The following is a 13,483-nucleotide window of genomic DNA, read 5'->3' as shown; positions in this document are numbered from 1 at the left end:
TCAGATCGTCCGTTCGCTGAGCAGGTCTCTGGCGATGTCCGCTATCACCTCCGCTACGTAGGCGTGACCGTCTGAATTGAGGTGGATGCCGTCCGCGCTCCACAGCGACGGGTGGTCCACCCTGGGCACCGCCTCCGGCGAGAGAAATGTCATCCCGCTGGCCTTGGTACTCCGGGCGAGTGCGTCATTGAACTCGTGAATTCTTTGCCGGACCCGTTTCTTCCTGAACTCGGACATGAGTCCGCGGTCAAGAAGTGGCGGATGCGGCACTGGCGCGGCAATCGCCGCCGCCCCCATTGCCCGGGACCACCCGAACACTTCTTCGAGCCGGTCCGCCACATCGGCGTTCTGGAATCCGTTGAGGGCGTCGTTCATACCGCAGTTGATCACCACCAGGCCGGGCCGGAGATGCCGGACCGCGGGCAGCTGGTCGCGGACCACGTCCGCGATCGTGGCCCCGGGCCGGGCCGCGTTGGCGACGTGCGCGCGCGGCAGGCCCAGCGCGTCCGCGAGCCGGCCCGCCCAGCCGATCCAGCCCCCGGCGGGGTCCGGATCGTTCTGCCCCTCGGCGACGCTGTCACCCAGCACCACCAGGTAACGCCGGGCGGTATAAGCCTCTGGCCAGCCATTCATCACGGCTTCGCCGTCCATCAGCCGACGAGCTCGAGGAGGTATTCGGTCAGCGAGTCGACCGTCTCCCTGCGGCGCGCCTCGTCCAGATCGACCTCGACCTGAAGGTGGTCCTCGATGTCGCTGATGATGCTGATGGCATAGACCGAGTCCACGCCGTAGCGCGCCAACTCGACCGCCGGGTCGATGCTTTCCGCCGGCTTGTCGAGGTAGAAAGCGATCCTGTCAATGAGCCACGTTTGTAGCTCACCGTTGGATATTGTTGTCGAGCCGCGCACAGTGTTCCTCCTTTACCGGGATGTGCTATGAATCGATCGCGGTGGCCACCGGAGGACGAGCACAACGCAACATACAGCCAAACCAAAGCCAGGTACACACCCCTATGTGAACTATCTGAAACAGGACTTCTGCCGCTCTGTAAATCAATCCGTCACCCTCGCAATAAAGGGCAGCGGCTTAATCCGGGCGACAAGTTCCAATACCTGGCTTGGATCGACCACAGTCAGCTACGGAGCTGGCTTGCCTTGACCACAGTCAGCTACGCGGACCGGGTGTGCATCCCCACCTCAACAGGCCACTCCACCCCACCCACCTGCAAGAACACCCCGCGGACACCCTCCGCCACCACCACCCGCCACGTCCCCGGACGGCGCACCCCACCACCGGAATTTGGGACACGCTCCGCCCCCTTAAGTGACGACTACTCCCCGTACTCCCGACGGTCACCTGAGTCACAACCACCCCGCCCCCTGGCCAGAAGGGGACGGATAAGTCTTACGTCCCGGCCACATTGCAACCCGGCAATCAGCGCCCCTCAACACCCCCCGCACCCCCTCCCAAACCCCCCGCTCCCCCACCCCCGCGACCACCCCTCGAAGCCCCCTCCCCCGTAAATAATTAACCGCAACCCCGTCACCACCCCACAGAACCCGCCCCCGAGCGCCCGACGCGCAGCCACCCCACCCACGTCTCCAGGAAGTCCAGAACGCTCACCACGTCCACGCGTTCACCAACGGCTCAGCCGGTCTCGACGCCCAGGACACAAGGCGGAGTTCCACACGCTCACCGCGGAGGGCCGACGACACAACCGCCGCCGAAACCCGGTACGCTACAGCCTGGCGATCGGGCCTCCCCGATCCCTCGCGGGCGTAGCTCAATGGTAGAGCCCCAGTCTTCCAAACTGGCTACGCGGGTTCGATTCCCGTCGCCCGCTCCCCACTGAAAAGGCCCAGGTCAGTCCCGCAATGGGAAGCCTGGGCCTTTCGAACATCCGGCGGCCGTCTCTCCTTCGTGCCACACCTGTGCCACAGGGCTTGTGATCTAGGTGTCGCGAACCTCCTTGTAGGCGTCTCCGAGGGCCTGGGCGATGGCCCTGTCGCGTTCCTTGCTGGCGTGCTGGTAGATCAGTGCGGCCCGGGTCGAGCTGTGCCCCATCCGGGCCATGAGTTCTTTGAGGCTGGCACCATTGCTGGTGGCCAGGGTGTTGCCGACATGACGCAGGTCATGGAAATGGAAGCCAGGCAGGCCGACCTGGGCACGAACCTTGTTCCAGGTCCGGCGGAATCCTGAGCGTCGCAGCGGTCCCCCGTGCGGGCCAACGAACACGCGTCCCTCCGGGCCTGCTTCGGCGAAGGTCTCCGAGTGCTCCCGGAGATCAGGGATGATCTCTTCGGGAATGGCGACGGTCCGGCGTCCGGCTCGGGACTTCGGAGTGTCCACCAGCAGTTTGCCGCCGTCCAGCTCAGCGATGGTCTCGACGACGCGGACCACGCCCTCATCGAGATCAAGGTTGCAGCGGCGAAGGCCAGCCAGCTCACCCCAGCGCAGTGTGGTGAAGGTGCCGAGCAGGACCAGGGCCCGGTATCGCTCGGGGGTAGCCGCAAGGATCTCAGCGACCTTGGCCACAGGGATCGTCGGGCGTTCGGGGGTATCGGGTGTCCCGGCACCCTTGATCCGGCAGGGGTTCCGGCGGATCAGCTCGTCCTCGACAGCGGTAGCAAGAATGGACTTGAGCAGCTGGTAGGACTTGGCCACGGTGGACTGGCCGACCTTGCCGAGTCGTTCCTTGCGCCAGCGTCGTACATCGGCCTCACGGATATCGGCGATCTGCCGCTTGCCGAAGGTGGGCGCGAGGTGGTTCCGCAGCAGGCTGCGGTAAAGCCCTTCGGTCCGCACCTTCAACACCCGATCGTCGACCCATTGGGTCGCATACTCCAGGAAGGTGACCTTGCCGAGTTCAGGGTTGAGCCACTCCCCTCGTCGGATCTCGGCTTCCTTGAGCACCAGCCAGACCTCGGCGTCTGTCGAGCTGTCGAAGGTGTTCGGTGCCGCATGCATGAGGCCGTCAGGCCCCCGATACCGTGCCTGGAACCGGCCTGATGGCAACTCCCGGATGCTGCCGAATCGGCGTCGTGATTTGGTCATCAGGCGGCCCTCCCCCGCCGGTGACCGCGCAGGGTGATCGGTTCGACCGTGCCGCTTGCGATGAAGGCGCGGACGGCCGACTCAGGGATACGGACCTTGCGGCCAATGCGCACGAAGGTGATACGACGTTCTTCGATGAGGCGTCGGGGGAAACGCTCGGTGGTGTTGAACAGTTCGGCGGCTTCGGCCACGGTGAGCAGCCGATCCTGCCGAGGGTCGAATGTCATGGGGAACGTGCTCCTTACGAACGTTGATCATGAGTGGGGTCCTTCCGTCAGGGACGTGATCTCGCACGGATCTCGTCCGGCCTGCCTGGTGATGTCCACGAGAGCGCGGAGGCTCGGCCTGGTGTGAGCTCGCCGTTGCGGCGCCTGGCTCATGCTGCTTGCAAGTGTGGGTTGTCGGCTGGTTGGCGGGTGAGTTCTTCGCGTCCGGCTTGTTGTCGGTCGCGTGCTTGGGCGGCGGCTGTGTTGGCGAGTAGGGCGTCTCCTTGGTTGAGCCATCCGCGTCCGGCGTAGGTGAGGTCGCCGATGATGAGAGTGGTTTCCTCGTCGTGTTGGTGGGGGTCCGCCAGGTCGCAGGTATAGGTGGGGCCGGTGGCCTGGGTGCGTGCGTAGCGGATGCGTGCTCCGCGGAGGCGGGCGAAGGTGACGGAGTAGCGGCGGGCTTTGGTGAGGAAGTGTCCGCCGAAGCCGAGCATGTGTGCCCAGCGGCGTAGGCCCTCGTACGGTCCCTCGTCGCGGTTGTCCTCGTTGACCTCGGGGTGATGTGTGGAGTCGCCGAGGTTCCAGCAGGCGGCGATGAGCCGTTGCGGGTGGGTGCCGTGCGGGTCGGCGTAAAGCGCGATGTTGTGGTGGTCGAGGCGGGGCGAGGTGTGGCCGGTGGGTTCGGTGCTCTTGGTGGCGTACTTGGCCAGGTATCCAGCCACTGCGCTGTCGTTGAGGGCGTTGTGACCGGTCAGGGTGATGGGTCGGACGTCGAGCTGGCGGCCCCAGTTCATGGGCCATCCGTCCGGCCGGGCCGGGTGTGGCGGAGTCGTGAAGGTGATGCCGGACGTGGCGGCATGCACGGCGTCGTACAGGTCGTCGATGGTGAGGCCGGCCGGAGGCGGGATCACCGCGTCGGGGTCGGCGGGATCGATGCCGTCGAGGCGGAGCAGTACGTGGAAGTGCACGGCGCCGCGGGCTTGGTATTCGGCAGCTTTGCCGTGCGAGACCCGGATTGTTCGGCCACCGGCGGGGGCGAGTCCGCGGGTGCGGGCGAGCTGGTTGAGACGGCGTTCGATGGCTTGCTTGGTGCGGCGCCAGAGTTCGCCGCTGTAGCGGTTCCAGACGACGTGGTGGTCGTGGTCGTAGCAGTCGGCGCACAGCGGTTGCCCGAGCTGCTCGTCACCATGGCGGTGCCGGGTGAAGCAGGCGAGCTTGACGCCGTGCTGGCAGGTCTGGGCAGTCCCGGAACCGTCCCCGTTGCGGCGGGCGTGGCAGGGTTCGGCCGGGCACGAGCACTCGCCGGGCTTGGCCTCGCAGCGGGCCCTATGGTTGCGGACGTGACGGGTGTGGACGAGGCCGAAGCTGGGGGCGGTGAAAGTGGCGAACACGGCCGGATGCTGGGCGACGCTGTCAGGAACGGTTTTGCCGCCGACGAGTCCGGCCCGCACGAGCTGGTAGGCGTCGCGCTGGTAGGTGGTGGCGCATGTGGGGCAGACGCTGTGGCGCCGGTTTCCGCACGCTTTGTAGATCGTCCCGTCAGGGAGAGTCGCGGTGGAGATGGTGTCGCGTACTTCACCGGTCGTGGCGTCAAGGCAGTGCAGCAGGCCGGAGAGGCGGACGGGCCGGGTGCAGGCGGCGGCGGACCAGATGTGATCGAGCCATGCGTGGTAGCCCTCTCCGCCACGGCGTAGGGCGGCGTCCACGGCGAGCAGAGCGCGACGGGCTGCTTTCTCCTGGTCGGCGATGGTGGTGGGTGGTTCGCTGTTCGCCCCGTTACCCGGGACCGGGGTGGTTCCGGGTAGCAGGGCCAGCCTCGAACCCGTGATCGGGGTAGAAGCCAGAGGGTTGGTCACCGGCTACCCCCGGAGGGGGCCGGAACGGTGGTATCGCCGTGCAGGTGGTGCAGGGCGGTGGCGGCCTGGTCGGTGGTGATGCCGAGGTAGTCGGCCAGGGCCGCAGGGGTGATGGATTGGCCGTGTGTCTGCCGGTGGCTGAAGTCGGCCATGCGTGCGCTGGTCAGCAGCTCGTCCGGGACGGTGATCTCGACCGGGGTACTGGCCGGTGCGGTGATCTCCGGTGTCGTGGTCTCGGGGGCGAGATCGACCGGTGCGGCCTGGACGACGAGTTCGGGTCCGGTATGAACCGGAGTGGACAGCACCAGCTTGGTGAGGGCGAGGAACGCCAGGGCGGGGACGGCTGACAGCAGCCAGCCGACTGGAGTGGGGATCGCGACCGCGAGCTGGGCGGCGATGGATAGTCCGGCCGCCAGGATGAGGACGGCCATGGGGTAGCCGACTTTGCGGCCCTGGCGCTTGCGGCGGCGGATTTCCAGGGCGGCCGCGGTGGGGGTGAGTTCGGAGATGACGGCGTTGGCCCAGCCGAACCAGTCGCCGGTCCCTTCGGGGCTGTTGGCCATGGTCCAGTCGTGGACGTGGGTGAACGATGCAGCGCCGGCCATGCTGGCGACGGCGAGCAGGATGCCGAGCTGGGCCAGGCCCTCGACGCGTTCCCGGTTGGTGGCGCGGTTCATTTCGGGTCGCCTCCCCAGCGTTGTTGGGCGGCTTGGCGGGTGACGGCGGTGGCGTTGCCGATGTCGGTCCAGGAGTAGCCGGAGTCGCGCAGGCCGTGGACGGCGGCGTGCAGGAGGTGGCCGATCTCGATTTCGAGGGCGGCGAGGTCGGTGAGGGCGTCGATGTCGCCTTGTTGGATGCGGCGGACGTAGGCGCGCAGCACGCGGCGGAGGAACGCGGCGTACTCGTCGTTCTCCACCACCCGACGGCGGCGGCTTCTACGGCGATTTGGTGTCAAGGCGGTCTTGACGTTCTCGGGCGTATGACGGCCGGGCTGGTCGGTGGCGTTCATCGCGTCCACCTCCCGTTGCAGTCGGCGCATTCGCCGAGTGAGCGTCGGATGTAGTAGGGCTGTTCGGTGCCGCAACTGGTGCAGGTGCGGCGTGCTCGCAGCGCTTTGTCGATGGCGCCCAGTTGGGCGTAGGTGGCGGTGCGCTTGGGCAGGGCGAGGTCTTGCCGGTAGAGGTAGGCGACGCGCTTGCCTTTGCGCCACACGATCTGTGCAGCGATGTGCTGGCCGCCGGGCCGCAGCCCTTTGGCGGTGAGCTGGCGGCGGGTGAGCAGGCCGCCGGGTGCCCATCGGTAGGGGTAGGTGGGCAGGCTGTAGCGGGTGCCGGTGGGGTCGTAGAAGGCGTGGTTATGCTGCATGGGTCATGCCTCCCTTCGTTTGGGTTGGTGAGGTGTGGGGCCCGGGGGCCGGACGGCTTTCCAGGCGGGTCCGGCCCTGGGGCGTCATTCGTCGCCGTCCTCCAAGTGCGGGGACGGCTGGTGGCGCAGCGCGGTCAAAGGCGCGCGTAGGAACGGCGGGGTCGGCTGCCCGCAGGTGAGGATGAGTTGCAGGTAGGCCAGTTCGCGGGGGCCGTAGCTGGTGCGGACGCCGGAGATGGACATGTCGGCGGCCTGGGCGAGCTGGGTGAAGGTGTAGGGCCGGGGTCCGGTGAACTCGCGGCCGAGCGCGATCAGGATGCGCATTTCGATGGTGGCCTGGTCGAAGCGCTGCCTGGCCTGCGCCAGTGCTTCCAGCAGCGGATCGGCAGTGCCGATGGCAGGGACGTCCGCCAGTGCGGACGTGGTGTTGTCGTCGGGGTCGCTGCGTCGGGTGCGATGGATGGGCGAGATGCTCATGTGACTCCTCCGGCAATGGTGGGGTGAAGGGTGAATAGCGGCGCCTGTGCCCGAACACAGGTGCAGCAGTAGATGGGGGTAGTGGTGTCGTCGCGGCGGATCGCCGCGCAGGGGATCTGCCAGTCACGGATTCCACACGCAGTGGTCTGCACGTGGCAGCCGTCGCATTCGAAGGTCCAGGCGGTGAGAACGGCGACGCCGTCTGGCCGGTAGTGCTTTTGGATCACAGCGCCCACCCTTCGGCGGGTGGCAAGTCCCAGCCGTTGACGAGGCCGGTCAGGTTGATCTCGTCGGTGTAGGACCACAGAGTGGCGCCGCATTGGTCGCAGGCGATGTACTGGTGCGGGTCGGCGGGATCGTCGTCGTACCAGATGTCGATGTCGTCGCCGTTGCATCCGGCGCAGCGGACGCCGCAGACGATGAGGCCGGCGGCCTGGTAGAAGAAGCAGGCCGGGCAGTAGACCCGGAAGCCGGGCCGGGTCGGTATGAACCATTGAGCTGAGGTCTTGGACAGCATCTTGTTGCGGAGCCCGCATCCGTCGCACTCCAGGAGCCAGCGGCGGTAGTCGGGGCGGCCGTTGCGTCGATAGCGTTTGCGGATCACAGCCACCACCTGGCCGCATCGTCGTAGTCGGTGCTGGTCACTTCCATCGGCACGCCGCAGTCGTCGATCGGCTTGAACTGAAGCATGGGCGCGTTCCAGCAAGCCCAGGTGCGTGCGGCTTTCCCGCACTTGGCCAGAAGTGTTGAGGGTGCTTCCAGCCATGCCGTCGCGGCTTCTGGCCCGGACAGGAGGGCCGGGAACTGGTCGGGAGTGTTCATGCGGCCCACACCCCGTGGCAGTGGCCGCAGGTCAGGGCGTATTCGTCGGTGCGGTCGTCGATGGTGACGCGGGTTTCGTAAATGTCATCGCTGCTGCCGCAGTACAGGCAGCGGACGATGCCGTCAGGTCCGGCCGGGTGTGATTCCGGTTCGTCGTGAATGACCTGGGTGGCCGGCCCGGACACCAGCGCGGCGGCCGGGTGCTCGGGGGCGAGCAGGGTAGTGACCTGGTCGAGCCAGCTCTGGCAGCCCGCGCAGGGGCCGCCTGGGTGGATGGTCTTGATGGCGTCGAGAATGGCCATGGCGACAAGCGCCTTGGGCCGGTCCACGATGTGCACGGGACCGAAGGTGGGCCCGCTGAGCAGCCATGCGCCGTCGTGGCAGCGCACGGCCTGGTCGTCCACGGTGGTGGAGGTGATCCAGGTGGGGGTGATGGATAGGGACATGACGATGCCTCCCTTGGCGGGTTAGGCGGCGTTGAGAAAGGGGGATGCTGCGGTGGCCTGGGCGCGGTGGTCGGCGCGGCCGGTGCGGCGGGTCCAGGCGGCGAAGTCGACGATGTGGATGATCTGGTCGTCGGTGAGGTAGGCGGCCTTGATCTTGCGTGGGGTGACGCCGTTCTCGGCGAGCAGCCAGCACACGCCGGGGGTGGACATGGGGATGTCGGTGGCGTCGTAGCCCTGGGCGGCCAGGTTGTCGCCGAGGATGATGTCGGAGGAGCCTTCGGACATGCAGCGGAAGGCGGCCCGGTAGGCGAACAGGTCGCGCAGGCTCTTGGGGATGATGTCGATGCTGGGCCGCTGGGTGGCGGCGATGACGATGAGGCCGAGGGCTCGGCCTCGGGCGACCAGGTCGCGCAGCAGATCGATGAAGGTCTGGCGCTGCTCGCGGGTGCCGATGGTGGCGGAGAAGAACGCCACCTCGTCGATGATCACGCAGTAGGTGTCGACAGGGTCAGTGCGGGTGAACTTGCGGCGGCGGCGCGCCAGCAGCCAGTCCGAGCGGTTGTTCATGAGCCGCTGGAGGCGTTGCATGACCCGGATGGCCTGCTCCAGGTCGGGGCCGATGAAGAGGTCGTCGTCGCCGAGGGCGTCTCGGAACAGGCCGAGCTCGACCTGTTTGCCGTCCAGCAGCACCAGGTGGGTGCGGTCGCACAGCAGGCTGTAGCAGCCGATGTTCTGGATCAGGCCGGACTTGCCCGAGTCGGGGACACCGGCGGCGATGAGGTTGCGGTAGGCCAGCGGGAGATCCGCGCGGACCTGGAATTCGTCCATCCCGATGGGGATGGGGTCATACATCGACAGCATCGATCCCACCGGGACACGGCTCCTTTCGGTCGCGGCCAGCCCGAGCGGCTTGCCGGGCGACACCACAGCAGGCGTCGCAGTGGTGAGAGTTGGCACGTGAAAGCTCCTTTGCGGCATGCGATTTGGGCATGGGGACCCGTCAGAACGGCTCCGAGCAGCGGGCCCAGAACCGTCCTGGCGGTCTGCGTTCAGGCAGAGAGGGGGAAGGGGTCAGATCCAGTCGGCGGCGTCCGGGCCGCCAACGCCGTAGGTGTTGAGCGCCGGTTCCTTACCGGCCTGTGACCCCGTGTCGTTGCCACCAGGCGGCTTGCCGCCGGCCTTGGTGCCGTTGGTCTTGCTGGTGGTCTCGGCGGATTCGGGAACGTCCCGCAGGTTCAGGCCCACCACGACGTTGTCGCCAGAGGTAGAGGCGGGCTGAGTGGCGGCCGTCTTGTCGGCCGCAGCATCGATCGTGGAGTCGGCGGGTTCGCCGACGCGGTCGGGCAGCTCGGAGACGACCGTGCCGGTCAGGCCGTCACGGCGGATGATGTCCAGCCGCACCAGGGCGGCGTTGGTCGCCGAGGCGGCTTCGGCTCGGGCCTGGGCGGCCCAGCAGCCGGTGGCGATGTGGTCAAGGCGCGCTTGCACGTCCGCGAGGGACAGGCCGGGACGCAGCCACAGCCACACGCGTTCACCGACCTTGGTCGGCGTGGTCCACAACAGCAGAGGCAGGGAACCGCGGTTGTTGGAGATGATGAACTCCGCGAAGCAGGTCCGCAGACGGTGCCTGGTCACCAGGCACATGAACGGACGCTTCGCCCAGGCGCGAACCTGGGGGAACGCCATCGGCGCGGCCAGCATCATCAAGATGCCGATCCGCAGTTGCACCGACGTGGCGGCGCTGAGCATCCAGAAGCCGTACACGGCTCCGCTGAACAGGATGATTTCCGGGAGCCACCACCAGATGACCCGGATGACCGGCCAGGCCGCGATCACAGCCGCGACCGGAAGCGCGGCCACGACACCGATGACAGCGCCAGCAAAGAACGCCAGCACCGGGTGCCAGTACGAGGCGGCGATGCTTGCCGCCAGCAAACCCACGACGACGGCGACCACCACGAAGGCGATCTTCGCCCGCCGCAAATACGACCGCGAGACACGGTCTTCGATCACCGTCACCGTGCCGCGACCGGATCGGCCACCACGGCGCCCGGACACCACGGGGGTAGACTTGGGCATGACGAACTCTCCTCATGTGAGGGTTTGGGATTGAGCGATCGGGGCCGGGCCTGCGAAGCTTTCGGCCCCGTTCGCGTGTCAGACAGCCACTCGAGGAGCGGCTGTTCAGCCCGCGGCCTTCAGATGCCGGGGCAGCTCGTTGGGCTCAGCAGAAAAGAACACGACGTTGAAGTCGCTGATGCTGGCGACGTCCAGTTGCTTGCGGACGTACTCGACGAGGTCCTGATACATGTCCTGACGAGTTGTGTTCGGCGCCGGCGTGAAGACGCCATGAAAGGTGCCGTACGCCATGCCGTTCCGGTGGGGACGGACGATGGTGATGATGAAATGCCACTGCATGACAAGCGCTCCTTCAGAAAGAGGGGGAAGGAAGCAGCAACCCATCACGGGTTGCATGGGACGAACGCCCAGGCCAGCAGCTAACTGCCGCCCTGGAAGAGTTGTGAACCGGCTCGGGCCGGGGACAAAGCCCCGGCGCCAAGCACCAGGTATCACCGCTGAAGAATCGCCGGTCAGGCCGACTTGACCGCCGCAGGAGCGGACGCCTTCAGCTCAGCCGCGCGGAACGCCACGCCGCTACGACCATTGGTCGCCCACGGCAGGGCCTCCAGATCGGACACGGTGACCGGCTGCCCGACCTTCACGTTCGGCTTCTCACCAGCCGTGGTGATGGTCAGGATCTCGCCACCGTCGTTGTCCAGGACGAACACCTGCGTCGACCACATCGGCCGGCCGGTGTTCCGCTCGGTGCGCTGACGCCCGTTCTGGTCGGTCTTCTCCTCCGACACCTTCGTCACGGTGACCTGCTTGTCGCTGGTGTCCACGATGAGCCGCATCAGGACTCTCCCTTCGGTCCAGAGCTGCACCGCTTCTCGGTGCATCACTCGTTCGTGACTCCAGCGTGCGATCGGAACCGCCGGGCAGTTATGAACTGGTAGTGCACCCGCAATGCACTCTGTTCTCGTGCCGATGTCTGAGAAGGCTCGTACTATGGGCCTGAGGTTCCTGCGTCTTTCCTCCTGCGGCCAGTACGGAGTCGATGCACATGCACGTCGTAGACATTTGGACCGGGCGACACGCCAACGCGCTACAGAAGGCGATGCGCCTCACCAACGAGGACTTCGCACTCCAGGAGCTGGGCGTTGCGGTACGCACCGTCGCTAAATGGCATGCGAACCCAGATGTCGAACCGACCACTGAACTCCAACGAGCGCTCGACACCAGCCTTAGCAACGCGTCGGAGGCCGAAAAGGCGAGATTCACCCTCCTCCTGGAGGAAGCTTCAGGGGATCGGCCGCAGATGCCGCAGAGCCAGGTGACCTCCCCAAACGACATTGAGAGCCTTGCATCGGGCCTCACCGCCACGAGTGTCACTGACGACGCGGTGACAGAGTTGTCACAAGCAGTGGAGTCTCTGGCTGAATCACACACGAAGGCTCCTGCGGGGAGAGTCCTGAAAGAAGCGCTGCGTTTGCACGAGCGAACGCAAGGTCTCCTTGAAAAACAAATGCGACTAAGACAGCGTCGAGAACTCTACAAAGCCGAAGCGTCCTTGCTTGCTCATGCTTGCCTTCTCTTTGGAGATCTAAAGCAGGATTCGATAGCAGACAGGTACGGCCTGACCGCGCTCGCTTTTGCTCAAGAAGCAGAGACGAATCCAGCAATCGCCCTTAGTGCTCGGGCCAAGAATCTCAGGTGGCAAGAACGCTTTATCGAGTCGGCAAACGTCGCACGGCATGGATACGAGTGCAGCCCGGCCACGCCCATCAGAATTCAGCTTGCAAGCCAGGAAGCGAACGCAGCTGCCTTGCTAGGGGATTCCACTCGCGCTCGAGAAGCACTGAGGCGAGCAGAGTCCGCCGCTGAGACCGTTAGCCAGGACTCAGGAAGATCCGCCTGGTCCTTCGCCAAGGGGCGACAGGCGTTGTTCGCGCTTGCGGTAGCCACCGAGCTAGGTGACGCAGATGTAGCACTACAGGCCGTCGAAGCAGCCGACGCAGGATGGGCGGCCGGCGAGCCCTGCATCCCTGCCAACTGGGCTCAGATCAGGGTTGGTGCTGGGCTTGCCCACCTCATGGTGGGCTCCCTCGATGGGACCATCGAAGAAGTGACACCTATGCTGAGTCTCGCACCAGAGCTGCGGGTAGCCACGGTGACCGACTATGTCAGCAAGCTAGATCGCCGACTAGCCAGCCCGAAGTTCCACAACACCCGACAGGTCGACGACCTACGTCAACAGCTGCATGAGTTCAACAAGGCCGCTCTGTCTGACGACATGCCTAGATCGGAGTCTGAATGAGTCCGTTGCCAACGCGGATGCAAGATCGGTGGCAGAGTCGTGAAGAGCCACCTGTAGGCAGCGGAACCATCTACTGGCACGTTCTCTTTTACGGACAGCCGCATATTCGTGCAGCCGCCAAAGCCGCACAGGCACGTCTGGCCGATTTCGGCGGATTTCACATGACCCCCGAACGATGGCTGCACATGACGACCCTGGCAGCAGGCTCAGCCGACGGAGTCTCCCCAGAGCAGTTGAACGCGATGCTGTTCAAGGCGAGAGAAGAACTCGCCAGAGTCGATCCGATTCCGGTGAACTTCGAACGAGTGCTCTACCATCCAGAGGCCGTGATGCTCGCGATCGAACCAGCTGCGGCGTTGCTTCCTCTGCGCCGAGCAGCTCAGCAAGCGACCCACGAAGCAGTCGCCGAGCACCGATCCGACGAAGCGGGCTCAGACTGGAAACCTCATCTCACGGTCTCGTACAGCACAACGCAACAACCTGCGGACCCGATCATCTCTGCGCTAGGCAGGGAGATTCCAAAATGCCAAGCCCGGATCGACGAACTGAGTCTCGTTATCCAGCGGGGCCCTGAACGTCTCTGGGACTGGCAGGTCGTAGGTACCGCGAAGCTCGGACCAAGTCTGTACAGATAGCCGCGCAGGCTCTGTGCAGACTTTCTGTACGTCTTCAAGGCGGCCCGACAAGCGGGCCGCACGGGCGGCCGACACGGCGCCCTGGCGGCCGGCCCCGCTCCGCTCAGGCAGGCCGCCGGGCCAACGCCAGTCGGCTCGCCCGGACAAGACCTAGATCGTTGATGTGAAATTTGGTTAGTGGTCGTAGGCGGTGAGTGATCGTTTGGTGGGGGCGCCTACCTGCCAGTTGTGCCAGATGGCGGCG

At 65.9% G+C, this 13,483-nt stretch carries 18 protein-coding genes and 1 tRNA gene; 3 read left to right on the top strand and 16 right to left on the bottom strand.

Translation table 11 applies throughout. The features are described 5' to 3' along the window. Positions 1 to 651 carry an SGNH/GDSL hydrolase family protein gene (locus ABZ810_RS43585; RefSeq protein WP_358413324.1) on the bottom strand — a complete coding sequence of 217 codons (651 nt, stop codon included), beginning with the start codon at positions 649 to 651 and terminating at the stop codon, positions 1 to 3. Beyond that, a complete protein-coding gene (locus tag ABZ810_RS43580; protein ID WP_358413322.1) occupies positions 651 to 908 on the bottom strand; it encodes an acyl carrier protein in 258 nt (85 codons plus the stop codon). Before ABZ810_RS43580 ends, ABZ810_RS43585 begins: the two co-directional genes overlap by 1 nt. An 864-nt stretch (positions 909 to 1,772) precedes the next feature. Here ABZ810_RS43580 and ABZ810_RS43575 point away from each other — a divergent pair. Beyond that, positions 1,773 to 1,843 (top strand) — tRNA-Gly (locus ABZ810_RS43575). Positions 1,844 to 1,950: 107 nt separating this feature from the next. On the opposite strand, the gene ABZ810_RS43570 is transcribed toward ABZ810_RS43575, so the two are convergent. From ABZ810_RS43570 to ABZ810_RS43505, 14 genes are all read right to left on the bottom strand, one after another. Then, complete coding sequence (locus ABZ810_RS43570) at positions 1,951 to 3,054, bottom strand: tyrosine-type recombinase/integrase (RefSeq protein ID WP_358413320.1); 1,104 nt, start codon at positions 3,052 to 3,054, stop codon at positions 1,951 to 1,953. Continuing rightward, entirely contained in the window at positions 3,054 to 3,281 is a 228-nt protein-coding gene (locus tag ABZ810_RS43565) for an excisionase family DNA-binding protein (RefSeq protein WP_358413318.1), read from the bottom strand. Before ABZ810_RS43565 ends, ABZ810_RS43570 begins: the two co-directional genes overlap by 1 nt. A 149-nt stretch (positions 3,282 to 3,430) precedes the next feature. Continuing rightward, positions 3,431 to 5,116, bottom strand: coding sequence for a replication initiator (locus tag ABZ810_RS43560; RefSeq protein ID WP_358413316.1), 1,686 nt, complete (start codon positions 5,114 to 5,116; stop codon positions 3,431 to 3,433). Further along, entirely contained in the window at positions 5,113 to 5,793 is a 681-nt protein-coding gene (locus tag ABZ810_RS43555; RefSeq protein ID WP_358413314.1) for a hypothetical protein, read from the bottom strand. Before ABZ810_RS43555 ends, ABZ810_RS43560 begins: the two co-directional genes overlap by 4 nt. Next, positions 5,790 to 6,125: a hypothetical protein gene (locus tag ABZ810_RS43550; protein WP_358413312.1), complete on the bottom strand. Its 336-nt coding sequence runs from the start codon at positions 6,123 to 6,125 to the stop codon at positions 5,790 to 5,792. The genes ABZ810_RS43555 and ABZ810_RS43550 overlap by 4 nt, the downstream gene beginning before the upstream one ends. Continuing rightward, a complete protein-coding gene (locus ABZ810_RS43545; RefSeq protein WP_358413310.1) occupies positions 6,122 to 6,481 on the bottom strand; it encodes an RRQRL motif-containing zinc-binding protein in 360 nt (119 codons plus the stop codon). The genes ABZ810_RS43550 and ABZ810_RS43545 overlap by 4 nt, the downstream gene beginning before the upstream one ends. A gap of 84 nt (positions 6,482 to 6,565) precedes the next feature. Then, on the bottom strand, positions 6,566 to 6,958 hold the full coding sequence (locus ABZ810_RS43540; RefSeq protein WP_358413308.1) for a hypothetical protein: 393 nt from the start codon (positions 6,956 to 6,958) through the stop codon (positions 6,566 to 6,568). Positions 6,959 to 7,181: 223 nt separating this feature from the next. Then, positions 7,182 to 7,562 carry a hypothetical protein gene (locus tag ABZ810_RS43535; protein ID WP_358413306.1) on the bottom strand — a complete coding sequence of 127 codons (381 nt, stop codon included), beginning with the start codon at positions 7,560 to 7,562 and terminating at the stop codon, positions 7,182 to 7,184. Beyond that, positions 7,559 to 7,780: a hypothetical protein gene (locus tag ABZ810_RS43530; RefSeq protein ID WP_358413304.1), complete on the bottom strand. Its 222-nt coding sequence runs from the start codon at positions 7,778 to 7,780 to the stop codon at positions 7,559 to 7,561. The genes ABZ810_RS43535 and ABZ810_RS43530 overlap by 4 nt, the downstream gene beginning before the upstream one ends. Continuing rightward, entirely contained in the window at positions 7,777 to 8,226 is a 450-nt protein-coding gene (locus tag ABZ810_RS43525; protein WP_358413302.1) for a hypothetical protein, read from the bottom strand. Before ABZ810_RS43525 ends, ABZ810_RS43530 begins: the two co-directional genes overlap by 4 nt. Positions 8,227 to 8,247: 21 nt before the next feature. Then, complete coding sequence (locus ABZ810_RS43520) at positions 8,248 to 9,183, bottom strand: FtsK/SpoIIIE domain-containing protein (RefSeq protein ID WP_358413299.1); 936 nt, start codon at positions 9,181 to 9,183, stop codon at positions 8,248 to 8,250. A gap of 114 nt (positions 9,184 to 9,297) precedes the next feature. Then, positions 9,298 to 10,305, bottom strand: coding sequence for a hypothetical protein (locus ABZ810_RS43515; RefSeq protein ID WP_358413297.1), 1,008 nt, complete (start codon positions 10,303 to 10,305; stop codon positions 9,298 to 9,300). A gap of 105 nt (positions 10,306 to 10,410) precedes the next feature. Next, entirely contained in the window at positions 10,411 to 10,644 is a 234-nt protein-coding gene (locus tag ABZ810_RS43510) for a hypothetical protein (RefSeq protein WP_358413295.1), read from the bottom strand. A 173-nt stretch (positions 10,645 to 10,817) separates the two neighbouring features. Further along, entirely contained in the window at positions 10,818 to 11,141 is a 324-nt protein-coding gene (locus tag ABZ810_RS43505) for a hypothetical protein (RefSeq protein WP_358413293.1), read from the bottom strand. Between the two features lie 209 nt (positions 11,142 to 11,350). Here ABZ810_RS43505 and ABZ810_RS43500 point away from each other — a divergent pair, with 209 nt between their 5' ends. Both ABZ810_RS43500 and ABZ810_RS43495 read left to right on the top strand, forming a co-directional pair. Beyond that, positions 11,351 to 12,604, top strand: coding sequence for a hypothetical protein (locus ABZ810_RS43500; RefSeq protein WP_358413291.1), 1,254 nt, complete (start codon positions 11,351 to 11,353; stop codon positions 12,602 to 12,604). Next, positions 12,601 to 13,239 carry a 2'-5' RNA ligase family protein gene (locus tag ABZ810_RS43495; RefSeq protein ID WP_358413289.1) on the top strand — a complete coding sequence of 213 codons (639 nt, stop codon included), beginning with the start codon at positions 12,601 to 12,603 and terminating at the stop codon, positions 13,237 to 13,239. The genes ABZ810_RS43500 and ABZ810_RS43495 overlap by 4 nt, the downstream gene beginning before the upstream one ends. Positions 13,240 to 13,483: the final 244 nt, after the last annotated feature.

It is taken from the genome of Spirillospora sp. NPDC047279 (genome assembly GCF_040643285.1).
Lineage (GTDB): Bacteria > Actinomycetota > Actinomycetes > Streptosporangiales > Streptosporangiaceae > Spirillospora.
This window is presented reverse-complemented; position numbering and strand designations above follow the sequence as displayed.

What these genes read in the sequence shown, in the direction of transcription:
- ABZ810_RS43585 (WP_358413324.1), bottom strand. Translation starts at nt 651, where the DNA reads ATGGACGGCGAAGCCGTGATGAATGGCTGGCCAGAGGCTTATACCGCC.
- ABZ810_RS43570 (WP_358413320.1), bottom strand. Translation starts at nt 3,054, where the DNA reads ATGACCAAATCACGACGCCGATTCGGCAGCATCCGGGAGTTGCCATCA.
- ABZ810_RS43565 (WP_358413318.1), bottom strand. Translation starts at nt 3,281, where the DNA reads ATGACATTCGACCCTCGGCAGGATCGGCTGCTCACCGTGGCCGAAGCC.
- ABZ810_RS43555 (WP_358413314.1), bottom strand. Translation starts at nt 5,793, where the DNA reads ATGAACCGCGCCACCAACCGGGAACGCGTCGAGGGCCTGGCCCAGCTC.
- ABZ810_RS43550 (WP_358413312.1), bottom strand. Translation starts at nt 6,125, where the DNA reads ATGAACGCCACCGACCAGCCCGGCCGTCATACGCCCGAGAACGTCAAG.
- ABZ810_RS43545 (WP_358413310.1), bottom strand. Translation starts at nt 6,481, where the DNA reads ATGCAGCATAACCACGCCTTCTACGACCCCACCGGCACCCGCTACAGC.
- ABZ810_RS43540 (WP_358413308.1), bottom strand. Translation starts at nt 6,958, where the DNA reads ATGAGCATCTCGCCCATCCATCGCACCCGACGCAGCGACCCCGACGAC.
- ABZ810_RS43530 (WP_358413304.1), bottom strand. Translation starts at nt 7,780, where the DNA reads ATGAACACTCCCGACCAGTTCCCGGCCCTCCTGTCCGGGCCAGAAGCC.
- ABZ810_RS43525 (WP_358413302.1), bottom strand. Translation starts at nt 8,226, where the DNA reads ATGTCCCTATCCATCACCCCCACCTGGATCACCTCCACCACCGTGGAC.
- ABZ810_RS43515 (WP_358413297.1), bottom strand. Translation starts at nt 10,305, where the DNA reads ATGCCCAAGTCTACCCCCGTGGTGTCCGGGCGCCGTGGTGGCCGATCC.
- ABZ810_RS43510 (WP_358413295.1), bottom strand. Translation starts at nt 10,644, where the DNA reads ATGCAGTGGCATTTCATCATCACCATCGTCCGTCCCCACCGGAACGGC.
- ABZ810_RS43505 (WP_358413293.1), bottom strand. Translation starts at nt 11,141, where the DNA reads ATGCGGCTCATCGTGGACACCAGCGACAAGCAGGTCACCGTGACGAAG.
- ABZ810_RS43500 (WP_358413291.1), top strand. Translation starts at nt 11,351, where the DNA reads ATGCACGTCGTAGACATTTGGACCGGGCGACACGCCAACGCGCTACAG.
- ABZ810_RS43495 (WP_358413289.1), top strand. Translation starts at nt 12,601, where the DNA reads ATGAGTCCGTTGCCAACGCGGATGCAAGATCGGTGGCAGAGTCGTGAA.